This window comes from Bradyrhizobium zhengyangense (assembly GCF_022012435.1).
Taxonomy (GTDB): domain Bacteria; phylum Pseudomonadota; class Alphaproteobacteria; order Rhizobiales; family Xanthobacteraceae; genus Bradyrhizobium; species Bradyrhizobium zhengyangense.
The window spans coordinates 25363-52240 of the sequence record NZ_JAKLUA010000024.1 but is presented as its reverse complement, the minus strand read 5'-3'; the positions used below and the strand labels follow the sequence as shown (position 1 = coordinate 52240).

The 26878-nt window shown below is 57.7% G+C and carries 26 protein-coding genes and 7 pseudogenes; 9 read left to right on the top strand and 24 right to left on the bottom strand.

Going from position 1 to position 26878, the window contains the following annotated elements:
* Window positions 1-176: 176 nt before the first annotated feature.
* From L6637_RS38040 to L6637_RS37980, 13 genes and pseudogenes are all read right to left on the bottom strand, one after another.
* Window positions 177-500: an HAD family hydrolase gene (locus L6637_RS38040; protein WP_430648592.1), complete on the bottom strand. Its 324-nt coding sequence runs from the start codon at window positions 498-500 to the stop codon at window positions 177-179.
* A pseudogene (locus L6637_RS38035) lies at window positions 493-1125 on the bottom strand (SDR family NAD(P)-dependent oxidoreductase); the annotation flags it as partial. The pseudogene L6637_RS38035 and the gene L6637_RS38040, both read right to left, overlap by 8 nt.
* Window positions 1126-1261: 136 nt before the next feature.
* Window positions 1262-2203 (bottom strand): ribokinase, encoded by a 942-nt coding sequence (locus L6637_RS38030; RefSeq protein ID WP_128929766.1) that lies wholly within the window; start codon window positions 2201-2203, stop codon window positions 1262-1264.
* On the bottom strand, window positions 2200-3060 hold the full coding sequence (locus tag L6637_RS38025) for a carbohydrate ABC transporter permease (protein WP_128929767.1): 861 nt from the start codon (window positions 3058-3060) through the stop codon (window positions 2200-2202). The genes L6637_RS38030 and L6637_RS38025 overlap by 4 nt, the downstream gene beginning before the upstream one ends.
* 11 nt (window positions 3061-3071) lie before the next feature.
* Window positions 3072-4007 carry a carbohydrate ABC transporter permease gene (locus L6637_RS38020; protein ID WP_232995606.1) on the bottom strand — a complete coding sequence of 312 codons (936 nt, stop codon included), beginning with the start codon at window positions 4005-4007 and terminating at the stop codon, window positions 3072-3074.
* 85 nt (window positions 4008-4092) lie between these two features.
* Window positions 4093-5388 (bottom strand): annotated as a pseudogene (locus tag L6637_RS38015) (extracellular solute-binding protein).
* A gap of 563 nt (window positions 5389-5951) precedes the next feature.
* Window positions 5952-6193, bottom strand: a pseudogene (locus L6637_RS38010) (hypothetical protein); the annotation flags it as partial.
* Between the two features lie 13 nt (window positions 6194-6206).
* Window positions 6207-7127 carry an ABC transporter permease gene (locus tag L6637_RS38005; RefSeq protein WP_245478061.1) on the bottom strand — a complete coding sequence of 307 codons (921 nt, stop codon included), beginning with the start codon at window positions 7125-7127 and terminating at the stop codon, window positions 6207-6209.
* 110 nt (window positions 7128-7237) lie between these two features.
* A complete protein-coding gene (locus tag L6637_RS38000; RefSeq protein WP_164934141.1) occupies window positions 7238-8776 on the bottom strand; it encodes a sugar ABC transporter ATP-binding protein in 1539 nt (512 codons plus the stop codon).
* Between the two features lie 38 nt (window positions 8777-8814).
* Window positions 8815-9906, bottom strand: a complete 1092-nt coding sequence (locus L6637_RS37995) for a substrate-binding domain-containing protein (RefSeq protein WP_128929771.1) — start codon at window positions 9904-9906, stop codon at window positions 8815-8817.
* Between the two features lie 94 nt (window positions 9907-10000).
* On the bottom strand, window positions 10001-11014 hold the full coding sequence (locus L6637_RS37990; RefSeq protein ID WP_128955099.1) for a sterol desaturase family protein: 1014 nt from the start codon (window positions 11012-11014) through the stop codon (window positions 10001-10003).
* A 176-nt stretch (window positions 11015-11190) separates the two neighbouring features.
* The gene (locus tag L6637_RS37985) at window positions 11191-11556 is read right to left on the bottom strand and encodes a hypothetical protein (protein WP_128929773.1); all 366 of its coding nucleotides are present in this window, start codon (window positions 11554-11556) and stop codon (window positions 11191-11193) included.
* 104 nt (window positions 11557-11660) lie between these two features.
* Window positions 11661-12776 (bottom strand): annotated as a pseudogene (locus L6637_RS37980) (DDE-type integrase/transposase/recombinase); the annotation flags it as partial.
* 247 nt (window positions 12777-13023) lie between these two features.
* Between L6637_RS37980 and L6637_RS37975 the strand changes: the two are divergent.
* The 3 genes from L6637_RS37975 (at window position 13024) to L6637_RS37965 (ending at window position 15951) form a co-directional block, all read left to right on the top strand.
* Entirely contained in the window at window positions 13024-14310 is a 1287-nt protein-coding gene (locus L6637_RS37975) for an NAD(P)/FAD-dependent oxidoreductase (protein ID WP_128929774.1), read from the top strand.
* Window positions 14311-14317: 7 nt separating this feature from the next.
* Complete coding sequence (locus L6637_RS37970) at window positions 14318-15169, top strand: sugar phosphate isomerase/epimerase family protein (RefSeq protein WP_128955100.1); 852 nt, start codon at window positions 14318-14320, stop codon at window positions 15167-15169.
* A gap of 359 nt (window positions 15170-15528) precedes the next feature.
* On the top strand, window positions 15529-15951 hold the full coding sequence (locus L6637_RS37965) for a MocE family 2Fe-2S type ferredoxin (protein WP_373291727.1): 423 nt from the start codon (window positions 15529-15531) through the stop codon (window positions 15949-15951).
* On the opposite strand, the gene L6637_RS37960 is transcribed toward L6637_RS37965, so the two are convergent.
* On the bottom strand, window positions 15948-17183 hold the full coding sequence (locus L6637_RS37960; RefSeq protein ID WP_232995607.1) for an NAD(P)/FAD-dependent oxidoreductase: 1236 nt from the start codon (window positions 17181-17183) through the stop codon (window positions 15948-15950). The two genes, L6637_RS37965 and L6637_RS37960, sit on opposite strands and share 4 nt — an antisense overlap.
* 103 nt (window positions 17184-17286) lie before the next feature.
* Between L6637_RS37960 and L6637_RS42875 the strand changes: the two are divergent.
* Both L6637_RS42875 and L6637_RS37955 read left to right on the top strand, forming a co-directional pair.
* Window positions 17287-17409: pseudogene (locus tag L6637_RS42875) on the top strand (LacI family DNA-binding transcriptional regulator); the annotation flags it as partial.
* A 147-nt stretch (window positions 17410-17556) separates the two neighbouring features.
* Window positions 17557-18249, top strand: a complete 693-nt coding sequence (locus L6637_RS37955) for a substrate-binding domain-containing protein (RefSeq protein WP_232995608.1) — start codon at window positions 17557-17559, stop codon at window positions 18247-18249.
* Between the two features lie 196 nt (window positions 18250-18445).
* Here L6637_RS37955 and L6637_RS37950 read toward each other — a convergent pair whose 3' ends face one another.
* The 4 genes and pseudogenes from L6637_RS37950 to L6637_RS37935 form a co-directional block, all read right to left on the bottom strand.
* The gene (locus L6637_RS37950; RefSeq protein WP_232995609.1) at window positions 18446-18658 is read right to left on the bottom strand and encodes a hypothetical protein; all 213 of its coding nucleotides are present in this window, start codon (window positions 18656-18658) and stop codon (window positions 18446-18448) included.
* A 132-nt stretch (window positions 18659-18790) separates the two neighbouring features.
* Window positions 18791-19300 (bottom strand): hypothetical protein, encoded by a 510-nt coding sequence (locus L6637_RS37945; RefSeq protein WP_232995610.1) that lies wholly within the window; start codon window positions 19298-19300, stop codon window positions 18791-18793.
* 150 nt (window positions 19301-19450) lie between these two features.
* Entirely contained in the window at window positions 19451-19768 is a 318-nt protein-coding gene (locus L6637_RS37940) for an IS4/Tn5 family transposase DNA-binding protein (protein WP_232995611.1), read from the bottom strand.
* Between the two features lie 624 nt (window positions 19769-20392).
* A pseudogene (locus tag L6637_RS37935) lies at window positions 20393-20684 on the bottom strand (transposase); the annotation flags it as partial.
* A gap of 52 nt (window positions 20685-20736) precedes the next feature.
* Here L6637_RS37935 and L6637_RS42725 point away from each other — a divergent pair.
* Window positions 20737-20838: pseudogene (locus L6637_RS42725) on the top strand (transposase); the annotation flags it as partial.
* A 4-nt stretch (window positions 20839-20842) separates the two neighbouring features.
* Here L6637_RS42725 and L6637_RS37925 read toward each other — a convergent pair.
* A complete protein-coding gene (locus tag L6637_RS37925) occupies window positions 20843-21553 on the bottom strand; it encodes a hypothetical protein (protein ID WP_128929777.1) in 711 nt (236 codons plus the stop codon).
* Between the two features lie 87 nt (window positions 21554-21640).
* Window positions 21641-21976 (bottom strand): DUF4365 domain-containing protein, encoded by a 336-nt coding sequence (locus tag L6637_RS37920; protein ID WP_128929778.1) that lies wholly within the window; start codon window positions 21974-21976, stop codon window positions 21641-21643.
* Between L6637_RS37920 and L6637_RS37915 the strand changes: the two genes are divergently transcribed.
* Together L6637_RS37915 and L6637_RS42720 are read left to right on the top strand one after the other, a co-directional pair.
* Window positions 21975-22277, top strand: coding sequence for a transposase (locus L6637_RS37915; protein ID WP_237866556.1), 303 nt, complete (start codon window positions 21975-21977; stop codon window positions 22275-22277). The two genes, L6637_RS37920 and L6637_RS37915, sit on opposite strands and share 2 nt — an antisense overlap.
* On the top strand, window positions 22232-23014 hold the full coding sequence (locus tag L6637_RS42720) for a transposase (protein ID WP_430644590.1): 783 nt from the start codon (window positions 22232-22234) through the stop codon (window positions 23012-23014). Before L6637_RS37915 ends, L6637_RS42720 begins: the two co-directional genes overlap by 46 nt.
* Window positions 23015-23145: 131 nt before the next feature.
* Here the strand turns inward: L6637_RS42720 and L6637_RS37905 are convergent, their stop codons facing one another.
* A complete protein-coding gene (locus tag L6637_RS37905) occupies window positions 23146-24105 on the bottom strand; it encodes an IS110 family RNA-guided transposase (protein WP_232995613.1) in 960 nt (319 codons plus the stop codon).
* 193 nt (window positions 24106-24298) lie between these two features.
* On the opposite strand from L6637_RS37905, the gene L6637_RS37900 reads away from it, so the two are divergent.
* Entirely contained in the window at window positions 24299-24505 is a 207-nt protein-coding gene (locus tag L6637_RS37900; protein ID WP_373291724.1) for a transposase, read from the top strand.
* A 16-nt stretch (window positions 24506-24521) separates the two neighbouring features.
* Here the strand turns inward: L6637_RS37900 and L6637_RS37895 are convergent, their stop codons facing one another.
* The 3 genes from L6637_RS37895 to L6637_RS37885 all read right to left on the bottom strand — a co-directional run bounded on the left by L6637_RS37895 (window position 24522) and on the right by L6637_RS37885 (window position 26877).
* Window positions 24522-24749 (bottom strand): hypothetical protein, encoded by a 228-nt coding sequence (locus tag L6637_RS37895; protein ID WP_188637434.1) that lies wholly within the window; start codon window positions 24747-24749, stop codon window positions 24522-24524.
* Between the two features lie 743 nt (window positions 24750-25492).
* Window positions 25493-25663, bottom strand: coding sequence for an IS4/Tn5 family transposase DNA-binding protein (locus tag L6637_RS37890; protein WP_232995656.1), 171 nt, complete (start codon window positions 25661-25663; stop codon window positions 25493-25495).
* 308 nt (window positions 25664-25971) lie between these two features.
* The gene (locus tag L6637_RS37885; RefSeq protein ID WP_128929779.1) at window positions 25972-26877 is read right to left on the bottom strand and encodes an NAD(P)-dependent oxidoreductase; all 906 of its coding nucleotides are present in this window, start codon (window positions 26875-26877) and stop codon (window positions 25972-25974) included.
* Between the last annotated feature and the right edge of the window lies 1 nt (window position 26878).

The following is a 26878-nucleotide window of genomic DNA, read 5'->3' as shown; positions in this document are numbered from 1 at the left end:
GAAACCGCCTGCGGTCGGCAGGAGGAGATCGGGGTTGGTGCCGACGAATGCGGCACCGTTCAGGATCGCTTCGACCGCAATCCGCAGCTTCTCATGCGTTATCTAGCGATCGAGGCCCATGACCACGGCATCGGGTTCGCGATCGGTCACATCGAGCCCCGCTTCGGTGATGGCCTTCACCAGCGATGGCGCGCCCACGACGAATACGCGCGTTGCATCCTTGTATGTCGCGCGAATGAGCTCGGCGGCAGTGATGGCGCTCGTGACAACGTCTTTCGGCGTGACGACAAGCCCGAAACTCGCAAGTTTGCGGAGACATCTTCGGGGGTATGGGTGGAATTGTTAGTCACGAAGCAGAACGGCAATCCTGCCGTCTGCCAAGCTCCAAATGTCTGGATAGCATCTGGTATCGCCGCGTTGCCGCGATAAACCACGCCATCGAGATCCGAAATGATACCTTTGACTTGCGGCCAGTTATGGGCCGGGGCGGTATTAGCCATTCATCAGCATCCCGCCGTTCACGTGAAGAATCTGCCCGGTCATATATGAGGCCGCGGGGCTTGCGAGAAAGACAGCAAGACCCGCGATATTCTCCGGTAGACCCACGCGTCCCAGCGGGATCCGGCCACTATGGCGGGCTTCGGTCTCCTCCCGGGGACGCCCGTGCATGGGCGTGTCGATAATGCCAGGGGCGATTGCGTTGACATTGATCTTGAGCGGCGCGCATTCGTAGGCGAGCAGCTTGGTGAGATCGTGGACGATCGCCTTGGACAAGCAGTAGTCGGCGCCGCCAGCCTGATAGTTGAAGACTGCACCTTGCGAGGACAGCGAGGAGCCGACGTTGACGATACGGCCACCTTTCGCCTTCATGAACCGGTCGACCACCAGTTTGGAGGAGCGCAGGACAGCGACTGAGTTGATCTGGATCGTGCGCTCGATCTTTTCCGAATTGCCGTTCAGGAGCGGCTCGGCAGACTTGATGCCGGCGTTATTCACCAGCACATCGAGCCGGCCGAAACGTCTGGCAATCTCATCTAGCACCCTTGCGACATCGTCCTCCCGCGCGACATCCATCGCCATTGGCAGTACGCCGTTGCCATGGGGCAGGCCAGCCAAGGTCTCCCTGAGGTTTGCGAGATTAGCATCGGTGGCAAGGACATTCGCCCCTCCCGCCCGGAATGCATTGAAACAATGGCCGACCCGATGCCTCCACCGGCTCCGGTTACGAGCACCGTTCTATCCGAAACTGAGAACTGTTCAGTCATTCCAACTCCAGGATCGTTTGTGATTGCAGAAATTCGCCAACCGCCTCGCGGCTCGGCATCGAGCTTTGAGCACCGCGGCGCGTCACGCACAGGGCTGCCACCGCGAGCGCCCTTCGTACGGCTTCCCTCAAGGGCAGGCTCTCAGCCAATGAAGCGGCGAAGGCGCCATTGAAAGCATCCCCTGCGGCCGTGGTATCCACGACCTTCACCGGGAAGGCGCGCAGAGAAAAAGATTGCTTCTTGTCGGCATAGTAAGCGCCCTGCGCGCCCAAGGTGATTAGGGCGGCAGCTGGACCGAGATCGAGAAGCTTTAAGGCCGCGCCCGCGGCTGTGTGGAAGTCGAGGACTTCGATCCCTGTGAGCTCAAAGGCTTCCGTCTGGTTCGGCGTGACGAAGTCAACGCTTGCCCACGCGGCCGGTGAAAGCCCGGGCCTGACCGGCGCCGGCTTGAAGATGAGTTCAAAACCCTTGTCCGCCTTCATCTCGAAGAGCCGATTAAGGGCCGAGATCGGCATCCCCATTTCCGCAACAACGATTGCATCGCGCGCGATGAACTCGGCCGCGCGCTCGATCATCTCGGGTGTCACGTTCAAATTCGTGCCAGGGTCTATGACGATCATGTTCGAGCCGTCGTCGCCGACCATGACCAGGGCTGAACCGGAGACCTCGCCCGCAGAGATCTGAATGGCATCTGCGCGAACGCCGGCCTGCATCAGGGACTGCAACAGCCAGTGGCCGGCATCGTCATCGCCGAGACGCGTGTAGAAATGTGGCTTGAGGCCAAGCCGGGCGGCAGCAACGGCCTGATTGGCGCCCTTGCCTCCGGGGTAACGGGTCAAGCCGCCCATCAGGCTTTCACCTGGAGTCGGCAGTCGCTCGACGTTGAAGCAGAGATCGAGATTCGTCGTTCCGAAGAACATCAATGGCCGGGTGTTCATTTTACGGCACCGAAGGTGAGGCCGCGTTCGAGGTGACGCTGGCCAATGACGATCAGGATGACGGGAATGATCATCGTCACGACGAGCCCGGCCGCCATGACGGGATAGAACTGCACGCCCGGATTGAGAAGCTTGAGCAGAGCGACCGTCACCGGCGCCTTGGTCGAGCTCAGCATTAGACCGAGGGCAAAATTGTGCCAGGCGAGCAGGAAGATGAGCAATGAGGCTCCGATCAGTCCTGGCTTCAACAGTGGCAGCACGATGTGCAGCACGACGCGAACGGGTTTGGCGCCGTCCATGGCAGCCGCCTCCTCGATGTCCTTGGGGATGTCCTCGATGTAGGAGCGGCTCAGCCAGACGATCATCGGCAGTGTGACCACCTGGTAGACCCAGATCATGCCGAGATAGGTGTCATATAGCCCGATGGTCTGGAATACGCTGAAGAGCGGGATGACGACCAGGAGAACCGGGGCAAAGCGGAATCCAAGAATGAAGAACGCAATGTCCTCTTTGAGAGGTATGTCGCGCCGCGCCAGCACGTAGCCGGCCGGCACGCCCACGAGCAGAGACACGATGACCGAGCCCAGCGCTATGACGACGCTGTTGGTGATCGGCGTCAAGAAATCGACTTTGATGGTGCCATAGCTGGTCGCCCCCGCCTGGGCGACATCAAACAGCACGCGAAAATTCTCCAGGGTCGGCGAGAACAGAAAGGTCGGTGGCCAGGTCATGACTTCGGCCTGCTGCTTCAGCGACATCATCAATATCCAGATAAGCGGAAAAGCTAGGATAAATGCGCAAACGCCCACGAGCAGGTTGAGGATCAGATTGGCGGGAGTCGAACGATTGACGCGCATGCGCGGCCTCTTCAGCTGACGCGCTGGCGAACAAAGCGCCAGAGCTTGACCATGGCGAACGTCCCGACTAGCACGATCAGCCAATTGACCACCATCAGTGCGGCGCCACGCCCAAAAGCGAGATTCTGGAACGCGGTGATGTAGGCACGTACCGAAAGAACCGAAGTGCTGTTGCCGGGCCCGCCTTGGGTTGTCCCGAAGATGATGTCGAACTGGTTGAGAGACTCGATCAGCCGAAACACCGCCGCGATCAGAATGTAGGGAGCAATCAGAGGCTGCTCGATGTGCAGAAAGGTCGCCAAGCCCTTCGCACCGTTAACGCGCGCGGCTTCTCTCACCTCTTCATTGATGCCCTGAAGGCCGGCGAAGATGATGAGTGCGAAGAAGGGCGTGTAGGTCCATACGTCGATCAGGACCAGGGAGAACATTGCGGTCACGGGATCTGAGATCCAGGCAAATCGGCCGATCCCGACAAGCGACAACAGATAATTCATGATCCCGTTTTGTGGGTCCATCATGGTCGTCCACATGAGCGCTACGCTCATCGGGGGTAGGACGAGGGGCAGGAGAATGACCGGCCGCATCACGCGGGCCAGGAAGACTTCGGTCGCGAACAGCTTGGCAAGCGCGAGACCGAAGGCTGCCTCGGCAAGGACGGCGGATCCAGAGTAGACCAGCGTCGCGCGAATGCTATTCCAGAAATCCTCTGTCTTAATCAGCGCCGCGTAATTGTTGAGGCCGATGAAGTGGACCAAGGGGCGACCGAACCTGAGGTCAGTCAACGACTGATAGACGCCGTAGAAGAACAGAAGCAGAAATCCTACAAGTATGACGATGGCTGGCGCAATTGCTGCAATGCTCCACCAGTCAAGACGCGGCTCCTCAGCGCTCTTGATCCGCCGATCCTGTGAGGAGGCAAGTTGGCTGGCCGAAGACTGCAGCGTCACGATTGCGTCGTATCCTCGAAGTTCCATATGACTACATCTCTAATTGCAAGAAGGGGCAGCGGGTCGCCGCCGCCCCCTCGGCACTTCACATGGTCGATCGGATTTCGGCCGCGAGGTCTGTCAATGTCGCCTTCACGTCAGCTCCGTTGACCATTTTCTGCATGGCAACGGCCCAGGCATTCATTGCTTCGGCAAAGCCGACGCGAGCTGTAAAGGCCAGCTTTGCCCGGTCCTGCACGCTCTTGAACGTGTCGACAAAGTTGTTGAATTCAGGCTTTGCCGCGTATTCGAGCCATGCCTTGTCAGTCCAGGTCGAGGTGCGCGGAGAGTTGACGAGCTTGCCGGCCACGGCACCGTTGAGCTTCACTTGCTTCGAAGTCGCCCATTGGATGAAGAGCCACGCAGCTCCCTTCTTTTGCGATGCCGCATTCATCGCCAAAGACCAGATCCAGATGTTGGATTCGAAGTTTTTGGCATTCGGAGCACGCAAGGGCGGCGCAAATGCTATTTTGCCTGAGGCTGGCTTGCCGGCAACGTCGTTCCAAAAGCCAAACATGTTGGAATCGATCGCCATGGCTGTGCGGCCGGAATTGATGCCTTCGACCACCTGGTACCAATTGTCGTTAGCAAAGGAGGGCGCCGCGCACTTCTTGATCATGTCCACATAGTCCTTGTGGAAAGCGATCGACTCGGGTGAGTCGAGGCCGGTGTCGAGCTTACCGTCCTTGACGGTGAAATCGTGCACCCCGTAGGACCTGGCGATCGAGATTGCGGCCGTGTGGATGCTGCTCCAGAACCGCACACCGCGGACGCCAAGGGGCGTAATCGTCGGATCGGCAGCCTTCAGCTTTTCGCATGCCGCGGACATCTCCGGCGGGGTCGTAGGGACCTTGATGCCATACTTGTCGAGGATGTCCTTCCGTTAGAACAGTTGGATATTCTCGAAGCCATGCGGAATGGCCCACACCTGCCCGCTTCCCGGCTCGATCTGGCCTTCCTTGACCTTCCAAGTCAGCGCATCTCGTAGTGCTGGGAAGAAATCCTTGTAATCGTAGCCGGCCGCCGTAAGTTTCGGATCGTTCAGATAGCGGTCGAGGGGCTCAAGCAATTGACCGGGCGCAAGATCCCAAGCCGGTTGAATGCCCGTACCGACAACGTCCCAGCTTGGTGATTTGGTGCTGAGCTGGATCGTCAACTTATTCCAATACGCATCGTCCGGATAAAGCTCCGGCGTCACCTTGATGCCGGTAAGCTTCTCGAATTCCGGCAGCTGGGCTGCAACCGCATCGGCATATGGATGAATATCGGAGGCCCAGACGATCGACTCGCCTTCGAACTGGCGCCAATTGATGTCGTCTGCCTTGGCGTGGGTAAGCGCCATGGCCGTTCCGGCCAAAAGCGTGGAGCAGATAAGGGTAGCTTTCCTAGCAAAATTTGCTGAACGGTCCGGACAAGCAGCGTACTTCCTTGGCATGATTCCCCTCCGGTGAGCTCTTTGGCCCGTAAACCTCGTGCCCCCTCCTCTTCGAGAGGCCGCAGTGTCGGCAAGGCTAGCGCCCGCTGTTCCGTCGTAAGCGGTTTTCCGAACTCTCTTTGGGTAAGATTGGGTAACGTCGAACAATCGGTAGTTCAGAAAGTGATCCGCGGATCGCGTCAGGCGTACTCAAGCCACGTTGTCTACCAATTTGCTGGACTGGCAGCAGTCATCCTCAAGGATCAATTAGCAAACTTATGACGCTGACGCCTCGTAGCTTCGGCAGTCAAACGACAGTCGATTGTCCTGGGATGTGGCGGCTCCGAAATCTCTTGTGCACGCGCCGGTTAGCGAGGTTCACAATGACCGTTCTCGAGTGCGCGATAGGGCAAAGGTTTCAATCCTCCACTGCAGTACTTCACACGGTTTTCCGTCTTCCGTACCGTTCCTCCGAATGCGCCGAGACGGCTTTAAGCTGCAAGAACCGTCATCAGGAATCTCCGGACCTCTGTCTTCAGCCGCGCGCTGTCGTTGGACAGCATCTGCGCGTAGGTGAGCAGTTAACTCGAAGCCGAGCCGGTCTCCGTTGCGCGGCGCTTCACGTCGGCTATGCTCGAAGCCACTCGGCGGGCCCCGTGTGTGCCTCCTGGATATTGGAGGAGATCTCTTGCGTAACAGCTCCTTGTTCGTCAACCGCGCACAAGATCGCCGACCAAGAACTAAGTTCAACGGCGGCGTGGGCCAAGCGTGTAACTCATCAGCAACGCGACCACGAGCAGCACTCCCTGAACGAAGCTTTGCGCGTAGTACGGGAAATTGAACATTGTCAGTCCGTTGATTAGTGTGGCGACGAAGACCGCGCCAACCAGCGTACCGACGGCATTCGCTTTGTTGGCGCCAAGCACGGCATATCCCACGAGCGCGGCGGACACGGCCTGCAGCAAGTACGCGTCGCCCACATTGACGTCGCCCCGGTTGGAGCGGGCCGCTAACATGACTCCGGCGATTGCTGCCAACGCGCCGGAGATCAGGTATGCCGCCATGCGATAACGCGCCACGCGGATGCCGGCCGCCGCGGCTGCGATCGGATTGCCCCCAACGGCGTAGAAGGCCCGCCCCCACCGCGTGTAATTGAGCAGCACAATGACGACGATGAATATCAGACCTGCGACCACGACTGACGCTGGGATACCGAACAGCCGCCCACCACCTAGCCAGCCGAATAGCGGCGAGAACTTGCCCGGAGCGACATTGCCGTTGAACGACATACCCTCCGCGATCGACTGGCCCGAGACGCCGAGCAAGGTCAACCCGTTGATGAGGAACAAGCCGGAGAGCGTTGCCACCAGATCGGGGATGCGGGCGTAGACAATGAGAAAAGTGTTGAATAGGCCGACCGCGACGCCCGCCGCCACGGCGATCAGAATCGCTGGGGCGCCACCGAGGTCGCCGATCACCATCGCCGCGGTTGCTGCCATCACCGCAAGCGACATCGACGCTCCTACGGACAGGTCGAATCCGCCGACCGTCATCGAAACCGTGGCGCCAAGCCCGATCACCGCGACCACCGAGGCCGCTTGCAGGATAAACATTGCATTGGCGAACGTGCGGAAGAACGGCTGCTGCCAGGAGAAGAACAGAATCATCAGCACCAGAACGGCCAAAAGCCCGTAGCGGTAGATGAAGACTTTCAGCTTTTCCGCGCTGCCGCGGGTGGATCCAGGCTCGGCCGGCTGCGCGAGCGAGTTTTGGATTGTCATTGAAGGGTGCCCCCACTTACGCCTTGCCGAGCTGCACCGGTCCGGCTCATGATTTCAGAAAGCTCTTCGGAGCTGAGCGCATCCGCCATAACTTCGCCCGCGATCGCTCCTTCGACCATAATGAGTACGCGGTCGGCGACCTCCACCACTTCCTCAGGGTCCGACGACGAGACTACGACCGAGTTGTACTCCGAGAAAGCCCGCAGCGCGTCCGAGATGATGCCGCGCGCTCCGATGTCGATTCCCCGGAACGGTTCGTCAAGAATTAGAAGTGACCAGCCGTGCTTGAGCCAGCGGCCGACTAACAGCTTCTGCTGATTGCCTCCCGACAGCGCCTCGATGGGGGCATCCCAGCCGGGACACTTGACGTTGTAGTCACGGATGATATCCTGGGTGAATGCCACTTCTTTATGTAGGTCGATGAAGCCATAGCGGCTGAAGAATCCCATTGCGCCGATCGAGCAATGCTTCGCCAGGCCCTCGCCAGGGAAGATCGATTGCTTCGCGCGCTCCTCCGGCACCATCGCCACGCCCCTCGTCAGCGCATCGGCTGCGTCGCGCGGCTTGAAGGGCCGATCGTTGAGCAGCATCTTGCCCGAAACCAGCGGCATAGCACCGTAAATCTGTTCCAGAAGCTCGGTCTTCCCGGCGCCAACGAGCCCGGTGATACCGATCACCTCGCCCTTGCGGAACGTCAGGTCGACGGGCACCGCATCGGGCCGCACACGCAAGCCGCGTCCGACAAACACCGGCACCTGGTCCGAGCGGCGGATGACATGTTTCGCCGACAAGATCAGATCGCCGAGAATTGATGTCGCTATCGCATTCGTATCGAGCGGTGACTGGTGCTCGGAAACGATCTGACCATTGCGCAAAACGACTGCGCGGTTGCATAGTTGCTGGCTCTCGCTCATGCGGTGCGAGACGTAAAGCACCGCGATACCGCGCCGCTTGAGGTCCGCCACCGCCTCGAACAATTTTTCCGCTTCACGCGCCGACAGCGTCGAAGTCGGCTCGTCGAGGATCAACAGCTTAGGGTTCTTCACTAGGGCGCGCGCGATCGCCACCTCCTGCCGACCGCTCGCTGACAGTTCCTCCACCGGAGCTTCCAGCGGTAGCTTGAGGCCCAACTTCTGCTGCACCTGCTGCGCGCGGTCCATGACGCTGCGGCGGTTGAGAAAGAAGGGCGAGTCGGCGGTCGAGAGATCGTCGAGCAGCAAATTTTCTGCCACTGTCATGCCGAACACCACGGCATCGTCGATGTTCTGGTGAACGGTCGCGATGCCGCAGTCACGCGCTTCGGTCGGCGAGCGGATTTCGGTCCGCTCGCCCTCGATCAGGATTTCGCCGGACGTGCGCAGGAAATTGCCGGAGAGCACTTTGATGAGCGTGGACTTGCCGGCGCCGTTGGCACCGAGCAGACCCAGCGTCTCGCCCGGCATAATCGAGAAGCTCACACCCTTTAGCGCTTGCGTGGCACCGAAGCGCTTGGTGATGTTGCGGAACTCGACGAGGGCTCTCGTTCGCTCGGACATAGGGCAACCTCCAGCGAGGCTTTCCTGCGTGGACCGATTCATTTCATCTTATCCATCCAAGGGGCCTTCGCCACGTCCGGCGTCTTCAGATCCGGAAAGACCGCACCAAGCTGTTCGATGTTCTCGACTTTGTTCGTGCGCAGCTCTTCCTGAGTGATAACCAGCGGCGGCACGCTCAGCGTGTTGCCGATGAGGTCGCCGGCAATCCTGGCCGCGGCCACCCGCAGTACGACCGAGCCGACATTGGACTGGTTGGTGGTAGCCGTGACCACCCAAGGACTGTGTGGCTTCGTCATTACCGCGATGTCGGCAGTTGAGATGTCCATGCCATAGGTCTTAACCTTGTCCGCCAGACCGAGTTCGCTGATCGCTAGCGATGCGCCTTTGGTGAACTCATCATACGGCGCGACAATCGCCTTGACGTTTGGATGGGCAGTCAGCGCTGCCTTGGCCTGATCGGCCGTCTGGGCGGCAGTGTTGGCGTTGACGACGCCGATCGTCGCTACCGTATTGACGCCAGGGTTGGCCCTCAAGAATTCCTTCCAGACTTCGTTGCGCAGATCGAGCGCCTGATAGCCTGGCACATAGACATAGATGACGTCAGCCTTTGCACCGTCGCCGCCGATATGGGCCTTCAGAGCACCAAGGATGCCGGTCATCATCAGCTTGTCGCCCTGATCAACGGTGATGACCTTGTCCGACGGCTCGACCGAAACGTAGTAGGTCACGACAGGAATATTGGCGTCAGCGGCCGCCTTGATGCCGTCGCGCAGACTATCACCAAATCCCCAACCAATGACGATGGCATCCGGCTGAGTGGCTACGGCCTGCTGCAGCATCAGCGCCTGCTTCGCATTGTCGCCGTCGGCGTTGTAGACCGTCAGCTTGACGCCGAGCTTCTTCGCTTCAGCCTCAACGCCGGCAATCCACTCCTGATACACGTCGCCAGTGTTGAGCTGGCGGACAACCGCGATCTTAACCGCGTGATTCTTAAACTTTTGCGGTACCTCGGCGTGCGCGTCCGACTTAACTCGAATCGGAGTGGGCCCGTCTGCGAACGCTACACTTGTAAGGGCGATCCCCGCGACGCCTGCGAGAAATGCGCGACGAACAATCCTTGCCACAATCATAACGTTTCCCCTTTGCTGACGTGGTGCTTGGCCGCGGAGTTCTCCGTGCGGCTTGAGTTCTTCAATAGGATTCTAGGGTACGTTGAGCACCCAGTCAGGCTCGAGCGTCCTTCTTGGCATAAGCTTCAGCACGCCGTTCCATACGAAGCTTTAGACGCTCATCGGCTTCAGGGCTGCCGTCGTGAAAGCTGCCAAACCACTTGTCTAGTGGGACCGCCCCATCAGCGTAATTCACCTCGAAAAGCTTGTGGTGAAGATAATGAGCGTAGACTCCAGATGGGACGGTGCGCTCGCCCCCCAGCTCGGTTCGATCGAAACCGGTATGGGCAATTGCTGGAGCGAGGCCCGCGCGCATCACCATGGCAAGCATATGTATTGGATGTGAATTGAAGACAGCGATCAACACGATGACAGAAAAATACAGGATGTGTTCGACCGGGTGCATCGCTAATCCCGACCAGGGAAGCACGTTCGTATTATTGTGGTGCAATGAATGAACGTACTTGTAGAGGAGACGAGTATGAAGCAGGCGGTGAACCGCGTAAAAGTGGACCTCATGAATGAATGGGACGAGTAACAGCAGGACGATGAACCATATTGGGTTGTCTGACAAGGTGATGAGAGGCACGTAGCCGTTGGCATAAAGATAAAACGCCGCGACCTGATATGCTGTAAAGACCGGAACGCCGCTCGTTATCGTCCAGAAAATATTGTCCAAAGCCTGTTTGCCGAAGACGAAAACAGTAGCTCTGGCCGTGGGCCAACGCGGGTTGTACTTAAAGCGCGTCTCCTGCCGTCGCAAAACGTAGAGCCAAGAGTGCCAGGCGCCATACCAAAGGACGACGATGGCATAGTTGAGGAGAACGAGATAAAGTACCCAGCCGATCTCGAGTGTCTTCATTTGTTCAAGAGACGGCGCAAGAAAGAGCCAATAACCGATCCCGAACACGATAAGCAGCAGGTTCCAAGGCAAAAAGTACCCTGGCAACCACTTTATCACCGCCATAGGTTTCGGAGGCAACGTGAACAACGGCCCATAACTGATGAGCTCCTTAGGCGCGTAGTGACCAAACTCGTCGCGACGGCCGAATTTAGTTTCCTCCATCATCGCTTCCTCCTGGCGCGCAATCCACCCCTATATTTTCTTCAGTATATGGCAGAGCGTTGGATGGCTCGATGGTTAGGTTGATTGAAATCCATCAAAATGTCGAGCTACGGCTTACTGCATTGTCGCCACGGCCGCTAAACGCTCGTCATTGTACGGCTCGTTTGCTCCCCTGCACGCTACGTATAGCGGTCGAGAGTATAGATTGCAGATCGGCAACTGATGCAACTTAGCGTGCTCGCTATCGAAACACCGGTACACCAGACATCACTGCCTTTCGAACCGCGATGCAGCATCTGAGCGGCCACAACGGATTGCGCCGGGCGCCACTTCGAGGTGAACGACTTCGCCGCGAACCGGTCGCTCGCGTTATTAGCAGCGAACCGTTGTACGCTGAGGGCTGCGCCACCGGCGACGAACTTTGGCGTCTTGCTCACAACGGACCACACGACCTTCACCGCCGCGGCCGAACTCTTCGCCAACTTCGACCACGGCGCCGCAATGTTCGCGTTGTGTCCGTCGTCAGATAATTTGAGACCGCTCATGCATTTCGAGAAGGGAGGCTCCGGATCATCTTGGGCTAGAGGTTAAGCTGCCTGCAGTCGATGCCGCAAGCGACGGATTGCGATGGTCTCGCGCTTGATGCGCTCAGCAAGATGCGGTTCTTCAAGGTCTGATGCCAGTGCCCTGGGTCTGGCGATGATTGGCGCACCGCGCACAGGCCGTATGTCCTTGCCCTTGAGCCAGGTGGCCAGATCATCCGCGACGTAACTTGATCCGTTGTCGCTGAGAAGCCGTGACCGCTGCTTTATATTGATGTACTCCAGGCCTGAGGCGACAAGCGCCCGGTCGAGCGTGGCCGTAACGTCGGAGGCGCACATGGTTGGGCTCATCCTCAACGCCACGATATAACGCGAGAAGTCAGCGAGCACAGTGAACAGATAATACCAGCCCCAGCCGGTGATCTTGAGGTAGGCGAAGTCAGTCTGACAGAGCTGGTTGATCGCCGTGGTCTTGTCCTTGAACTCGTTGGCCGTCTTGATCACCTCATAGGCGGGGCTGGTGATCAGGTCGTGCGCCTTCAGCAGCCGATAGACCCAGCGCCTCGGAGACTAAGTACTTTCTGTCATCGGTGAAGCGCACCGCCAGCTCGCGCGGCGACAGCTCGGGAATCTCCAGCGCCAGATCGATGATCTGACCGCGGACTTCGTCAGGAACCCGATTCCAGACCATGTCCGACTTCGAGCGATACTCAGCCAGTACCTCAACGCCAACCGCACGGTAGCGATCGTACCACCGATAAAATGCGGCTCGCGGGATGCCGAGCTTCTCGAGCGTGCGTCTGGCACGCAGATGGTGATTGCTCGACCAGCGCGATGATCTCGGCCTTCGCGAACGCAGGATACCTCATGCCTCGTCCTCCCCAGCCGCGCTCAACTCTTTTTTGTAAGCGGTTCTCCAGGGTACGATCGGCGACCACCTCCTTCAATTCGGAGGCTTCACGACGAAGATCCTTGACCTCGCCGGACGTGGCTGAGCGGGCAGTGTCGCCCCCCAAGGCGGCGTTTGCCAGCCTCAAGGAACTCCTTGGACCGGCCATAATACATCGAGGCCACACAGCTCGGAGATATTCTCCTCGTCGCGCAAATCCTTCCAACACGATACGGATATTCTTTTCCGCTGAATACTGCCGAGGTGCCTGGCGTCGGTTGTCCTTCAGCACTTGTTCTGCCGGGGCTTTGTCCGGCCCGGATTTCTGCTTCAACTTCGCTCCGTACGGCAACGATGAACCAGAAATCCTCCTTCGTGAAGTCCTGGTCTCAGAGGCGCTGACGGCGAACACGCCACACTACATGGCGTTGATCCTACGCCGGCAGGCCGCCGACTCGGGGCGCCCCGCACACGAGCGAGTCTACGAATCGTAAACATGATGGAAAAACATCAGGTTCAGAATAGCCTAAATCAGATGTCGGCGACTAACCTCCAAGCTCGCACAGTTCGGACTTGATGTGATGGCTCGAAGAATTGTCATAGTTGGTGCTGGACATGCTGGGACGAGTGCAGCTCGCGCACTACGGGAGCATGGGTGGTCCGACGAGATTGTACTCCTAACGGAGGAACGGTCCGCCCCTTATGAGCGTCCGCCTCTGTCCAAGTCAGTCCTTACTCAAGAGGAGAGCTTCAGCGGCGTAGCGGCTCTTGCCCCAGGTTGGCTTGACCAGAACGGAATCCTTTTCCGCTCTGGGGTCAGAGCGGAAGCAATCGACCGGGACGCACAGAGCGTTACACTCGCTGGAGGAGATCGTTTTCGGTATGACTACCTCCTGCTCGCGACAGGAGCAAAACCGCGTTTTCCGCAGTTGCCTGGCGTCGGCTCGAAGGGAGTGATCGCGCTGCGGTCGTTGGATCAATCCGCCGTTCTCCGAGAGAGATTGATGCCGGCACGAAGGCTTGTCGTTATCGGCGGAGGACTGATCGGATTGGAAGTCGCGGCGTCTGCCCGGGCAAGAGGTGTTGACACAACAGTTTTGGAAAAGGCACCCGCTCTGCTGTCTCGCGTGATGCCGATCTCGACGTCCGATAGAATCTTAGAACTGCATCGTTCCAACGGCACCAAGGTTTTCCTCGGAGCGGACGTGGAGGCGATCATTGGTTGCGACATGGTCGAGGGCGTGCGACTCAGATCAGGACAGGAATTCGTAGCCGACACAGTTCTGGTTGCTGTTGGCGCGGATCCCGACGTTGAATTGGCGCAGAAGGCTGGCCTTGCCACTGACGACGGCATTCTCGTCAATGAATACCTCCAAACTGCAGACTCTCGGATCTTCGCCGCCGGAGACGCAGCAAGATATCCGGCGTCGACGGGTAAAGACACGATACGATTGGAGGCATGGAAGAATGCGCTGGACCAGGGGGGCACTGCCGCGTTGAACATTTTGGGACGAAAGGTTTCCTATAGGGCAGTTCCATGGATGTGGTCTGATCAATTCGACAAAGTATTCCAAGTTGCTGGCATTCCGAACAAATCGCAGGTCGAGGTAAATCGTAGTTTAGACGATGGGGGTATAGTAACGTTTCTCCTAGACAGATTTGGCGTTCTAGAGGCCACGGCGGCGTTCGGTAGCCTATCGCAAGTAGCAAAGATCGTCCGAGTCGCGACCTCGATAATTGAGAGGCGCCTTCGCCCGTCGCCTTCCGTCCTGCAGGACCCAAGCTACGATTTGAGAAAGCTCTTGCAGTCAGATGCCGTCAACGCCCACTCAACGCATGAAGCCGCTCTCTCAGCAGTTCGAAGGTAGACACTACATGAACACCATCCTGTTCTTTCAGTCGCTTTGGGCCATGGAATTGCGAAGCGCGACGGAGCCAGAACGCGGGCTTGAGGAAAACATCCGAATGATCAAAGATGCCGGCTATGACGGCGTTAGCGCAGATTGGCGGAGCCGGGAGTACGTACGCGAGCTGCATGGCCTGTTGAAGGCGAACGGGTTGACAGCCGAAGGCCAGTGTTTTCCGAAGACCATCGATGAGCTCAAGCCAGTGCTCGAAAATGCAACGGAATTCGGTCTTCATCATCTTGAGATTCAACCAGATGTACGGCCACGTCGCTTGGATGATTGCATCCCGCTTTTAGAAGGATGGCTGCGGCTTGCCGAGGAGGTCGATTTTCCCGTCTATATAGAGACACATCGCGACCGGATGACGACCGACCTGTTCTTTACACTCGATCTACTTGAACGAATCCCCGATCTCAAGCTGCTGGGGGATATTTCGCACTTCGTTGTTGGGCGCGAGTTCTCATGGCCAATTACCGAGGAGAATAACAGCCACATCCATCAAGTTTTGGATAGGTGTTGGGCGTTCCACGGTAGGGTAGCAAGCCGCGAGCAAATACAAATCGAGATTAGCTTCCCGCAGCACCAAATGTGGCTCGACCAGTTCTTAGAGTGGTGGGGCTACGGCTTTCGGAGTTGGCGCCGGCGCGCGGCGGACGGAGAGGCATTGGCGTTTACTTGCGAGTTGGGGCCGCGGCCGTACGCGATAACCGGTCGAGATGGTGAAGATACAACGGATCGCTGGAGCGAAGCCCTGATGCTTCGAGAATGCGTCAGGAAGGCTTGGGACAAGTCTGGAGCCCACCTGGAAGACAACGCGTAGAGCACAACGACAGCGCTTGAACTCAGGAAACGTTACAGCCCACTACTGCTCCGCTGCTGAAGACTGCAAACTGTAGACTGCAGATGTAGGTGTCCAGATCAAGGCGATCGCGATTTGTTGTATCGTCGATACACGCTTCGTGTGCTGATCCAGATGGCCTCTTTCTGTTGATTTGAGCTATGAGAGCGCTGGGATCTTGGTCGACATCGGTTTGGGGGGCCCGGCCGGAAGCGGCGCATGCATACATGGTCTATTGAGAAGATCCAAAGGTGCAATGAGGTCGACGGGTACGCGGGAGAACTAGAAGTCGACCTAATGATAGCCCGACTTTGCCGCCGGATCGATCGACGAAGGGTTCGATGTCAGGTGCAAAAGTGATGGCGCCAGACGTTCAGCATATTCTAAAGAGGGAAGAGAAGTTCAACATGAGCCTAGATTTGAAGATGGTTGACGACACCGCTCGTACATGGGTGTTTGCGTGCAAGGTAGAGGATATTCGGCTTCAAGACGTTCGTCGCTGGGAGTTTGACGGGCATTCATACGCAATATTTCGCTCCCCGAAGGGCGAAATCTTCGTAACAGACGATATTTGCACTCATGAACACGCCCACCTGTCCGATGGTTATGTTGAGGGCCACACGGTGGAGTGCCCCCGTCACTCTGGACGGTTCAGCTATATGACGGGAAAGGCACTTGGCGCTCCGGTATGCATAAACCTGCGCACGTACGAGGTGAGAATCGAGGATGGAGCGGTCACCGTTTTGGTACCTCGACGGGCTTAACCCGCAACGACCTCTAACTCGGCTCCGTCAAGCGTGACAGAGTTGCAGATAGCGCGTGAAGCAATCAGCTGACGCATTTTTCTCAGCTCTCGCCCGATGAGCGCCGTGGGTCCGATGGCGGTCGCGCCGACGAGTCGTTCAAGTGCGTCGCAGTGAAGCAAGATCGCGCTTCCAGACGCTGTCGGTTTTCGCCTTGTCGACGTACCGAGATGAGGTAACCCCATTATTTGAAGGGAGAGGTCGTACTGGTCAGACCAAAAGAATGGGACTGACGGCGCCGTAACTTCTTCGCCCAGCAGTACGGCGGCTAGGATTCTTGCGTGATCCTCCGCGTTTTGCCACGACTCCAAACGTATATGCCGTTGGTAAAGTGGATGCCAGAAGGCGGCAATGTCGCCACAGGCGAATATGTTGGGATCAGAGGTACGCAGCTGCTCGTTAGTTATTACACCAATGTCGATCTCCAAGCCGGCGCCAATCGCAAGGGATATCTCAGGTTCAACACCAACGGCAACGACGGCGACACTGCAGTCAACAGCATCTCCATTGCTGAGAACAGCGCGCTTTAGGCTACCATGGCCATTGGAAACGAACCTCTCGACCATGGCCCCGTACGTCAATTGCACACCAGCGTGGAGGTGCGTCTCGGCAAGGCGATCTGCTACCAGTCGCGGCACCAAGCGAGAAAGCAGTCGGTCGGAAGCTTCGATCACTCGTGGCTGGATGCCGCGCTGTGCGGCGGCCGCCGCGACTTCGAGGCCGATAAATCCGCCACCAACGACGGCCACTCGGTTTGATGCCAGGAAGTACTTAGAAACGGTTTGAGCATCGGCGTAACTTCGAAGGCTAAAGACGCCGCGGAGCTGACTTCCTTGCACCGGAAACCCGCGAACTCGAGAGCCGGTAGCGAGAACCAATCGATCGTATCTAATCACTTTACCGTCGCTAAGTCGGATGTTTTTCCGGACGCGATCAACATCTTCAACGGCGACGCCGAGATGGGTCTCTACACGCTCCCAAACTGGGTCGTTAGGCTTCCACAACACGCAGTCATCGAGCCCGCTGGTGCCCAGGAGAACTCCTTTAGATAGCGGAGGTCGTTCGTAGGGATAGATAGGCTCGGCCCCGACGAGGGTCACGTGGACGCGATCGGGGCCGCGAGACAAGAGTTGCGCCAATCTGCCGCCGGCGTGCCCCCCTCCAACGATGACTATTCTGCATCGCTCAGTCATCAGTTATAATCCTGTGCATCCATGACATCTTGGTGCGAAGTGCGGTGTTGACCTGCGATGGGCTATCGTCAACAAACATACCGCAAAACGAAAGCCGAAGCGAATGAAACCTGGGCTGAACGAGGTAGCCAAGCTCGCTGGCGTCGGAATTGCAACGGTCGATCGCGTCCTCAATGAACGAGCTAATGTATCCCCGAAGACGGCGCTGAAAGTCATCGAAGCTGCTCGTCAGCTGGGGATCAGTCGGACTCTTCCATCGCCCCATCGTCGGCTCTTTCGAGTCAAGGTAATAATGCCTTCGCAAAGGACGCCCCTTCTGTTGCGGCTTGCCCGAGCGTTTGAAAGCCAAATCGCGCAAACTACAAAATCCCTTGTGATCGAACGCGTCCTATTCGAGGAGCGGCATGCGGAAGCGGTCCCGGGTCTGATTCGCGCGGCCAAGGCAGACGCGGTGATAGTGTACGGACCCGAGACAGATCAAATGATAGATGCGATTGCCTCGGTGACCTCATCGGGGACCCCTGTCATTACTCTCGGATCAGACCTGCCGACGACACCACGGTTGGCCTACGTCGGGATTGACCACTACGGAGCCGGACGAGCTGCGGCATTCTTCATGTCCCGGATGGTCAATCGGGGAATCTACTTAGCGGTCTGCTCCGATCTGAAATACCGAGCGGAGGCCTCTAGGATTAGTGGATTTCGAGACGGTGTGAAGGCAGAACTTTCTTCTCCGATACACGTCGAGATAATGGAGAGCGATGAGTGCCCTAAAGGAATGTCCGAGGATGCTGTCAGCGGTATCTACGTCGCGGGATCAAAAAATGGGCTTGCCCACACAGTGGCACCGTGGTTGGCCAGAGCACCAATCGTGATCGCGCACGACCTTAGCGACGAGGTCAGACAGATGATGAAGACCGGCGTCGTTGCTCTGGCGATTGATCAGAACCCGGAAGAACAAGCATCGAGGTCGGTAGCTCTTCTCTTAGCCCGCTTCGGCCTAACGGCTCACGCGCCCGAGGCCGGGATAGTATCGTTTACCGTCCACACGAAATACAACATCTAAGACTGTGCAGTATCCAGAGTCCTGCGAGGGCCGCTCTTTTTCATCGCGACCGGCGCGTTCTGCGCGCTAGCGGCAATGCTGCGTTTGGCGCGGCTGACGAGCAGCCTGCCCTCGGCCGAAAGGCGCCCGAACTCGCCGTGGGCCAAGCTTGATGGTATCCGTCCGGTGATGCTTGCGATTACCCACATTTTTTGAGTCAGAGTTTCGCTCCCGTTGCGATATCGATGAATCGCGATAATCCGCGCCATATGATCAGATTCCCTGGTGGCGGATCGTTGGCGCGGGCGAGATAGCCGCCGAGCCTGGCGATCTTGATAAGATAATGCGACAATGTCTTTCGTTGTGTGTCGACTGGATTCTTGTCTTCGACGAGCCGATCAAGCAATTGGCTTTCAGCCTTGGTCAGCACAAATCCGGTGAGGCATTTGGCGCTGAACGATTAAGCATCGTCATCCAAAAAATGCGCCAGCTCACAATGCAGAATACCGAGATCAGATTCGTCAATCGCTGAGCAGTCCGCAGTTGCGAGTCCTCCTCTGCCCTACAGCCGGATTTGAGTATCTTGTGGAAGACCTCGATCTTCCATCGCAGGGAATACCATTCGAGTTTCTCGATCGCAGCCCTGCGCCGATTGCACTGGAAGATCGGTCAGGAGTTTCCATTCAATCTTCTTTCTGTTCTTTGGCGCTCCTCTTTCATCAGCGTGGATCACTGTCATAGTCAAAGTTGGATACCGCGACTGCTTGCCGATCGGTAGCAAAGTACCGATTTTACGATACCGGATTTCAAGAACAGACTGGTCTGGATTGCCCTTGCTATCCTGGACTTCGATCCGGTGGAGGCCTTTGACCACGACCTCGTCCATTATCGTTGCAACGGTATGATCGCCATCGCCTGCCAGGCGATTGACAAAGGTCCTTACCAAGAAATGCGTTCCAACCTCTTGGGCGGCGCACAACAAGTCATAAATATCGGCCTCACGATCACCGATATGGATGCACTGCGTGGCTTCTCGAAAAGCTCCGTGGATTGTTTGAGGTTCTCCAGCCACCGAATGCTCTCCTTGGTTTCAATGGGGATCCGTGTCAGGTTGACCTCGCGCCTGAGCGCGGCGCCCCCTCTGAACTTCTTTCGGTCCAGAACTTCACGGCGCTGAGCCCCAGTGGAAGCCCCTCGAGGGTCACCGCAAAGCTCGAATGCATCAATATTCCGCATGTCGTGTACGTTTGGGTTTTCCGTCCAATCTTCGGGAGTTGCTTTTGGGGATGCGCTTAATCATCCCGATCAGATCCGGGCGCTCTCTTTGATAGGTGAACTCGGTCGTATCATGCGGGACAAGAACAGGACCTTTCGCAGCCGCGATACGTTCCCGCGTCGATTTAAAGAGACCAGACAGAATGTCGGCCTCGCTTACTCGTTCATTGGAAAAGAAACGATAGGCCGCCTTGGTATTCGCCCAGTCTTGGCAAACCATCGGAATGCTCTGGCCGATGTCTCCACCGATCTGCTTCAGTAGCATGTAAATCTCTCGCCAAGTCCAGCGTCCTGGAATTCGCAAAGCGCTGCTTCACGATCAAACCAGGTCATCGCGTCGGACGCCTCCCGATGCAAGGCTCAGCCTCACAATCTCGCGCACCTGGCGCATGATAACCCTCCTCGTCGGCATCCAATCCTCCCAGCTGCTTCCAGCCGGAGAATTGGCCCAACGATCGGGCCTCACACCATCCGAATCTGCGCGCGATCAAATCCGAATGCTGCGCGGAAAATGCTCGGAATGCTGGGCGCGATCATTTCGGAACCCTGCGCGCCATCAAGTCGGTACGGTGCGCACCATCATCTCGGAATCCGCACGCATTGTCTGGGTGGTCTTGAGCTCTCTACGAACGCAGAGATCCTGCTTTCACCTGACGCTGGCTTCGATTGCATGGCTCGGGAACAGTGATGACGAAACAGTGGATCAACATGCCGTAAGGCCTGTGCAAAAAACGGGCTTCGTGCCCGAACCATTTATTGGGAACGGCGTGCGCAGATCTCATCATGGCCTGGCTGCAACAGCAGTCCACTCACGAGAGGCCGGATACATTTATGCAACTGGAAGTGTCATTTTCGTTGTTACGAACCCTTACACGGACGGGGTGAACCATACATTTTTTGACAAAAGCTCGCGCAGTGCCGCCGCATCGAGCATCTGCTCGGCCAGCAGCTTCTTCAGCTTCGCGTTCTCTTCCTCGAGCGCTTCAGCCGCTTGGCTTCGGAGACTTCCATGCCGCCGAACTTGGCCTTCCAATTGTAGATCGTCGCCTCGGAGACCCGTGTTTGCGAGCCAGGCCTGCTGTCGTCGCTCCAGCCTCATGCTCCTTCAACACTGCGATAACCTGCTCTTCCGTGAACCTTGCCCGTCCATCTTCTGATCTGAGGCCGGCAAACTGGACCATTTTTGGCTAGAGTTTTTCGCACCGGTTCCCTGGCTGGGAGGAGCGAAGGACGATGAAGGCTTCGAAGTTTTCGGACGCCCAGAAGGCGCTCATCCTGAAGCAGGGCAGTGACGGGGTTGCGGTGGCGGAGATCTGCCGCAAGGCCGGGACCAGCTAACTTATTCTGGTAGGGGCAGTTGCCAGTCCGTCCGCTCATTGATGTATTGCTTGTAGGCGGGGTGATCGAACAGGTGCAACACAAAGATCTGGTCATGCCACTGCGTTGGTGCGCCAAACTTCCAAGACAGACCGTTTATCTTTGCGATTTTCCGCGCTGCGTGAGCATCGTTAAATTCCCGGATTGCCAGAAGTTCCCCAACCCATTCGCAGTGTACTTCATCAAGATCACCGACGATATCGTCAAAGTAGCAGAAGGTCCGTGGTAGAAAATGAGATGCAGCAGAGTTGAAAAGGTTTAGTGCCGGCTTAGTACTTGTATAGAGGTCGAGGTCGAAAGACACAAAGCCGATAACAGGTGGCGAATAGCGTTCGATAAACGCCAGAACCGTCTCGCCGACGTTGCCGATTATCAGGGTGGCGCGCTTTAATTGACGCTCCAATTTAGCCCTATCCATTTTGAAAAAACCGGCGCGCCAGAGGTATGGCAGATCTCGGTAATCGTCAGAGGGTGGCAAGCCAGTTTCCAGATCGAAGCCGTAGAGTCGGAAGCGAACTCCCGTTTCAGCCTGAAGACTCTCAGCGACTTGTTCCATCTCCAGCAGTCCCATACCGCCAGCGACGCCAAACTCGATAGCGGCGATTTCGGGAATTTGGAGTGCCTTTGCTTGCCTCGCGGCTTGCCTCATTCCGAAAAGATAATTCGGGCGCATGCGTAGTCCTCGCTTTTAGTGTGGCGGCTTAATCCTGCCACCAAGCATAGGTCCTATTGTACTCAGATCGCCCCATTGGGACACCCCTTAGCGTTGGTAGGTTCGCCTTCTCGAAGACGACCTGCGGGACTTACGGCGCTCCGGATCCGCAAACCACTCCTTCAGCGATTTGCAGTAGGCCTTCCGCGTCTTCAGAGCCACGACGATCAGCAGGACGGGAGCCGTGCCTTTGGTCCAGTATTCGATGTCAGCGTCGGCGCACGCGAATTCGAACGTTTCCTCGGTCTCCACCTGCAGTCGTTCGCGCTCAGTGGCCTTGCCCTGGACCCGCAGGAGCAGGTTGCGTACAGAATCTTTCGCTCTTTCAGCACTGACGGCTTCTTCTAGAATGAAGGAGCTTTGGATGAACGATGGGAATGCCATGGGTCAGGTGATCCAGATAGATGAAGCCCGGATTCGCGATCACCTGGGCGAGATGGTCCGCGGAACGGTAGAAGAGACGCTGAATGCCATGCTGGAGGCCGAAGCGGACCTGCTGTGCGGTGTCGGACGCTATGAGCGGAGCCAGGCCCAGCAGGACACGCGGGCGGGCAGCTACGAACGAACGCTGCAAACCAAGGCGGGCGACGTCAATTTGAAGGCCAGAAGCTACGGCGGCAAACCTTCGAGACGGCGACTATCGAGCGCTACCAGAGGCGGGAGAGCTCGGTTGAGGAGGCGCTGATCGAGATGTATCTGGCCGGGATTTCAGTTCGCCGGGTCGAAGACATCACGGAGGCGCTGTGGGGCACCCGGGTCAGCCCGAGCACAGTGTCGAACCTGAACAAGAAGATCTATGCCAAGATCGAGGCATGGCGGAATCGCAGGATCGAGGACGAGCATCCGTATCTCTATCTCGATGGCATTGTGATGAAGCGCAGCTGGGCCGGTGAAGTTCGCAACGTGTCGCTGCTGATGGCCTCGGCCGTCAATGCCGAGGGATTCCGGGGGATCCTCGGCATCTGTGAAGGTGCCACGGAGGCAAGTCCGGCTGGTCATCGTTTTTGCGGCATCTCGTCGATCGTGGTCTCAAGGGCGTGCAGTTGGTGGTTTCCGATGCCTGCCGAGGTCTTGCCGAAAGCGTTACGGATTACTACGGGGGGTACGCTATCAGCGCCGCATGGTGCATTTTTATCGCAATGTCTTCAGCCTCGTGCCGTCGACCCGGGTCCGCGAGGTGAGCCACATGCTCAAGGCCATTCATACCCAAGAGAGCCGCGCCGCGGTTGGCGCGGGCGACCTCGTGGCGAAGAGCGGCGTGTCGGCTGGAAGCGCGGCCAGGCAGCCTATTCAAGCCTTATCGGGTTGAGGCGTCCGCGCGCCGCGCCCTCGGCGGACATACTTTCCAGTACGTTACAAATCGTACGTAACTCTTCTCGGCGAGTTCGGCGACCTGACGTTCCTGGTCGCGCAGAGACTTGACGTTATAGGCGTAAGTGGTCCCCCCGGCGATTGCCTTTCTTCTGCGGCCGCCCCGCCTGAGCCTCCATCCATGGCGCGCATCTTGCTCGCCACCGGAGCCGGCCGCGCCCAAAGATAGTCTTCCTGCTTGGTCAGCAGATGCCTGCATAGGACAGTGAGCTTACGGGCAAGCGCGACCGCCGCGATCTGATGCCCCCGCTTCGCCCTGATGCGAACGAACAAGGCCTCTTTGCAGCACCCCATTCCGCCTCGACCAGCATCGCCCGCGCGTGGCTGCGACCAACCTTGCTGATGCGCCCATGATGGGCAGCGCCGAGGCCCGACTGGCGTACCCGTGGATTCAGGCCGAAGTAGCTCACCAGCTTCTGTGGGCTCTTGACTCGCGTGACGTCGCCGACCGCCGCGATGATGCCGACGGCCACCGTTAGGTTGACGCTCGTGATCGTCATCAGCCTTCGCACGGGACTGTCGCCCATGACACTCAGTGCGATCTCGCGGTCCAACTCCGCCTGGTCTTCGGCGAGCCGATCGAGTTCACGGATATTCCGCTCAAGTGCCGGCTGCTCATCTGCCGGCACGACCTGCCGTGCAAGCCACACTCGGCCGCGCTGGTTGAGCAGGTCAGAGTGAAGGCACTTCGGAACAAGATGCGACGCAAGGATCGCATGCACCTCATTCTTTACGCGTGTTCGACGACGTACAATCTGGTAACGCCGCGCCACCAGCCGGCGCAATCGCTCGGTAACCGCGTCCGGCGTCCACACTTCGGGCAAGTAGCCCGCGACGTAAAGGTTCGCGAGAGTGCCTGCATCAACCTTGTCGGTCTTCACATGCGCATGGGCGATCGCCTTCACCTGCAGCGGGTTGGCGATCACCTCCCGGGCGACGAAAGGCGACAGTACGCGCGACGCTGCCATGCTATTGCCAGTCGCTTCCAGAACGACCTCGTCCGTCGGCTTAGGCGTCCTCCCGAAGCCTTCAAGTGCCACGCGGGTCATGTCGACCCGGCCTGCGTGCCGCAGCACGCCTCCTTCCCAAATCGCCACCTCCCAGAAGGTGCGGTGGATATCCATTCCGATTACGCGTCGCATGTCCGTCTTTCCTACCCGCCACGTTGATAACGAGAGCGGCGGGCGACACGACAACTACGGATTCGCGCTCTCGGCGCAACCGGGCGAGTCGTAAGAGGCGGCCACCTAACAAAACGAGCTCGCAGCTCATCGTACGAACCGGCCGCCCGCACCTTCGTGCTCCCGGAGCCTCTATCCCGGATACTCGCAGCATATGCCACCAGTTCGAAAAGCCAGTAGCGGAAACAGTGACCGCGCCATCCTCATACCGGTTAACAATCCGCTCGAGCGCATCATGAAGGAGATCCGGCGACGAACCCGTGTCATCGGCGCCTTTCCTGACGGTCAATCCTGTCTCAACTTGGCAGTGGCACGGCTGCGGCACATTGCCGGAACGCGTGGTCGACCAAATGCTACATGAATATGCGACCGCTCTATCAGCAGCAACTCTCTGAGACCGGAGTCGTCGCCTGATCAATGTGCGAAAGATACTGGACACTACCAGTTGCGACCTCGCCCGTTTCGGCGTCACGCAACTCGATGAAGCCGTCGATCTCCGCTTCGACGCCGCCGGTCGGATAGAACATGAACTCCAAGAGAACGATTCCCTCGATGAGGGACATTCCCTGCTGTCCGATGACATCGCTTTTCACGACCTTCTTCATGGCCGTATGTTGGGCGCGGGATCCGACTCCTGTCCATTGCTCGACGCCGGTCGTGCACTCCTTCGTCGGTTATCGGCGATCGACAATCCGCTTCGACCGCGGGCGCGCTCCGATGGTATGATGCCATCGGAAAGAGTCGGGAAATCGCTGGTGATGTACGTCTACTGCAATGGAACCGCCCGTATCAGACATCGACGTTTTGGCGAGATACACGAAATCGATTCGGACCTGCTGGACTGGAACGCCGTTTGCAGCGACGAGCGACAGATGGGACCGGAGCTCCACCATGAAGCCGTTATTAAGCATCCGGAATTGGGAAGACTTTCCCTAGGGTCTGGGAGTATCCGGAGGGCGTCGAGAACCATCAGGAAACCAACACCGGCTCCCACCACGTGGTCGAAGATTTCGACTACGGACTCGAGCACGACCGTCCCGAGTACGACGACGAGTGGCTGGAGCTCCCTCCGCCCGACAATCCGTTCGCACAATTCCAAACGTCGTACCGGGAAAGCACCGATCTTCTCGCGCGAAGCGGCTCAGATGCCGGCAATCGCCTGGTCAACAAAAGCGGCGGCCTTGCCGCACTTAGGTCGCCTCGTGGAATGAAGCTGCCAATCAGATGTACTCGCGCCGGTCGCCAATACGGTGAAACGCGGACGTGGCGCGGATGCATCATGTCTCGACACGATGCAACTCATGCCAAAGGCCGGCACTGTGACAGGATGTCGGCCTCGCTTACTCGTTCATTGGAGAAAGAAACGATAGGCCGCCTTGGTATTAGCCCAGTCTTGGCACACCATCGGAATGCTCTGTCCGATGTCTCCGCCGATCTGCTTCAGCAGCATGCGAATTCTCTCGCCAAGCCGAGTGTCATGGAATTCGCAAAGCGCTGCTTCACGGTCAAACCAGGTCACCGCGTCAGACGTCAACCGATCCGCCTTCTCATCCCGCGCGCGTGAAGTCAGTCCATAGAGCACCTCTTCTCGAATCAGGTACCCGTCAAAGAATCACAAGCGTTTCTGGCGACTCAAGTTTTTCGGCACAGTACACCTCAAAAAATGTGGGTAATCGTAGGGTTGCCCGGATGCGTACACTGCATCGATGAAAATGCGCAGACCGATAGAGGGCCGCGGCCCCGCCAGCTACACCTCTCCATAACGACGATCTGCACTCGCTCCGCGGTTAGAGCCCGCTCTCGATTGCTATGAATAGGCCGAGGAGCTCATGGGCGAGACAGATGAGGTAGTGTGAGTTCGCCTTTGCCCGCAACAACTGAGACATTTAATTTGTGTGCGGCGGCAGCCAAGACCGGCACCGGAACTGCGCTCTCGCCTGCCAGGCGCACAGCGCACTCAATATCCTTTGCGGAATTCGCGATTGAGATTGCCAGAACATCGGGTTTCTCGCCTAACAAAAAGGACACGAAGGCTTGAAATATTCCGCTATTGGTGGAGCCCCGACTAACCAGAGAGCGGAGTGTTACGAGATCGACGTCAAGGCCGCACGCAAACTGGCAAACCTCCGCGGCTACCGCCGCTATCCCCATAGTCATGCTGTTGTAAACAAGCTTGAGCTTGTGACCTTGTCCGACATCTCCGACATGAAGAACGGTCTCACAAAACGCACCAAGAATGCCCTCAGCGACAGGAAAAAGCTTTTCATTCGATCCAACGATCGCGTTGAGAAGGCCTAGCTCTGCTTGTTCGGGGCTCCGCGTTACTGGAGCGTCCATAAAGCTTAGGCCGCATTTTTGCGCCTGCTCAGCCAGTGCGACCGTTGAAGCAGGATAAGACGTCGAGCAGTCAATTATCAACCCTCCTCGGGGCATATGGACGAACAGCCCATCTTGCCCAAGGCATACTGCCTCAACCTCGCGGCTGGAAGGCAAGGATAACACGACGGCGTTTACATGCCGCGCCAACTCGGCGATCGAAGGATGTTCATGGGCACCTGCACCAGTCAAGCGATCCGCACCGAAGCGAGTTTTGTTCGCTTTGATATGCAGCTCGATTTGGTGACGCAATAGGCTGATACCGATACCGGTTCCCATGCGTCCAGCTCCGATAAGGCCTATTCTCTGCTTCGCCGTTTTAGGAGCGACGTTGGGTGATGATTCCTCGCCAATCATG

What these genes read in the sequence shown, in the direction of transcription:
- L6637_RS38025 (WP_128929767.1), bottom strand. Translation starts at nt 3,060, where the DNA reads ATGCGCGTCAATCGTTCGACTCCCGCCAATCTGATCCTCAACCTGCTC.
- L6637_RS37900 (WP_373291724.1), top strand. Translation starts at nt 24,299, where the DNA reads ATGCCACCAGTTCGAAAAGCCAGTAGCGGAAACAGTGACCGCGCCATC.
- L6637_RS37985 (WP_128929773.1), bottom strand. Translation starts at nt 11,556, where the DNA reads ATGAGCGGTCTCAAATTATCTGACGACGGACACAACGCGAACATTGCG.
- L6637_RS37905 (WP_232995613.1), bottom strand. Translation starts at nt 24,105, where the DNA reads ATGCGACGCGTAATCGGAATGGATATCCACCGCACCTTCTGGGAGGTG.
- L6637_RS38030 (WP_128929766.1), bottom strand. Translation starts at nt 2,203, where the DNA reads ATGAACACCCGGCCATTGATGTTCTTCGGAACGACGAATCTCGATCTC.
- L6637_RS37975 (WP_128929774.1), top strand. Translation starts at nt 13,024, where the DNA reads ATGGCTCGAAGAATTGTCATAGTTGGTGCTGGACATGCTGGGACGAGT.
- L6637_RS38000 (WP_164934141.1), bottom strand. Translation starts at nt 8,776, where the DNA reads ATGTCCGAGCGAACGAGAGCCCTCGTCGAGTTCCGCAACATCACCAAG.
- L6637_RS37990 (WP_128955099.1), bottom strand. Translation starts at nt 11,014, where the DNA reads ATGATGGAGGAAACTAAATTCGGCCGTCGCGACGAGTTTGGTCACTAC.
- L6637_RS37915 (WP_237866556.1), top strand. Translation starts at nt 21,975, where the DNA reads ATGGGTCAGGTGATCCAGATAGATGAAGCCCGGATTCGCGATCACCTG.
- L6637_RS37920 (WP_128929778.1), bottom strand. Translation starts at nt 21,976, where the DNA reads ATGGCATTCCCATCGTTCATCCAAAGCTCCTTCATTCTAGAAGAAGCC.
- L6637_RS38005 (WP_245478061.1), bottom strand. Translation starts at nt 7,127, where the DNA reads ATGATTCTGTTCTTCTCCTGGCAGCAGCCGTTCTTCCGCACGTTCGCC.
- L6637_RS37965 (WP_373291727.1), top strand. Translation starts at nt 15,529, where the DNA reads ATGTCAGGTGCAAAAGTGATGGCGCCAGACGTTCAGCATATTCTAAAG.
- L6637_RS37970 (WP_128955100.1), top strand. Translation starts at nt 14,318, where the DNA reads ATGAACACCATCCTGTTCTTTCAGTCGCTTTGGGCCATGGAATTGCGA.
- L6637_RS37885 (WP_128929779.1), bottom strand. Translation starts at nt 26,877, where the DNA reads ATGATTGGCGAGGAATCATCACCCAACGTCGCTCCTAAAACGGCGAAG.
- L6637_RS37960 (WP_232995607.1), bottom strand. Translation starts at nt 17,183, where the DNA reads ATGACTGAGCGATGCAGAATAGTCATCGTTGGAGGGGGGCACGCCGGC.
- L6637_RS37925 (WP_128929777.1), bottom strand. Translation starts at nt 21,553, where the DNA reads ATGCGCCCGAATTATCTTTTCGGAATGAGGCAAGCCGCGAGGCAAGCA.
- L6637_RS37995 (WP_128929771.1), bottom strand. Translation starts at nt 9,906, where the DNA reads ATGATTGTGGCAAGGATTGTTCGTCGCGCATTTCTCGCAGGCGTCGCG.
- L6637_RS37940 (WP_232995611.1), bottom strand. Translation starts at nt 19,768, where the DNA reads ATGCTACTGAAGCAGATCGGTGGAGACATCGGCCAGAGCATTCCGATG.
- L6637_RS37895 (WP_188637434.1), bottom strand. Translation starts at nt 24,749, where the DNA reads ATGAAGAAGGTCGTGAAAAGCGATGTCATCGGACAGCAGGGAATGTCC.
- L6637_RS38040 (WP_430648592.1), bottom strand. Translation starts at nt 500, where the DNA reads ATGGCTAATACCGCCCCGGCCCATAACTGGCCGCAAGTCAAAGGTATC.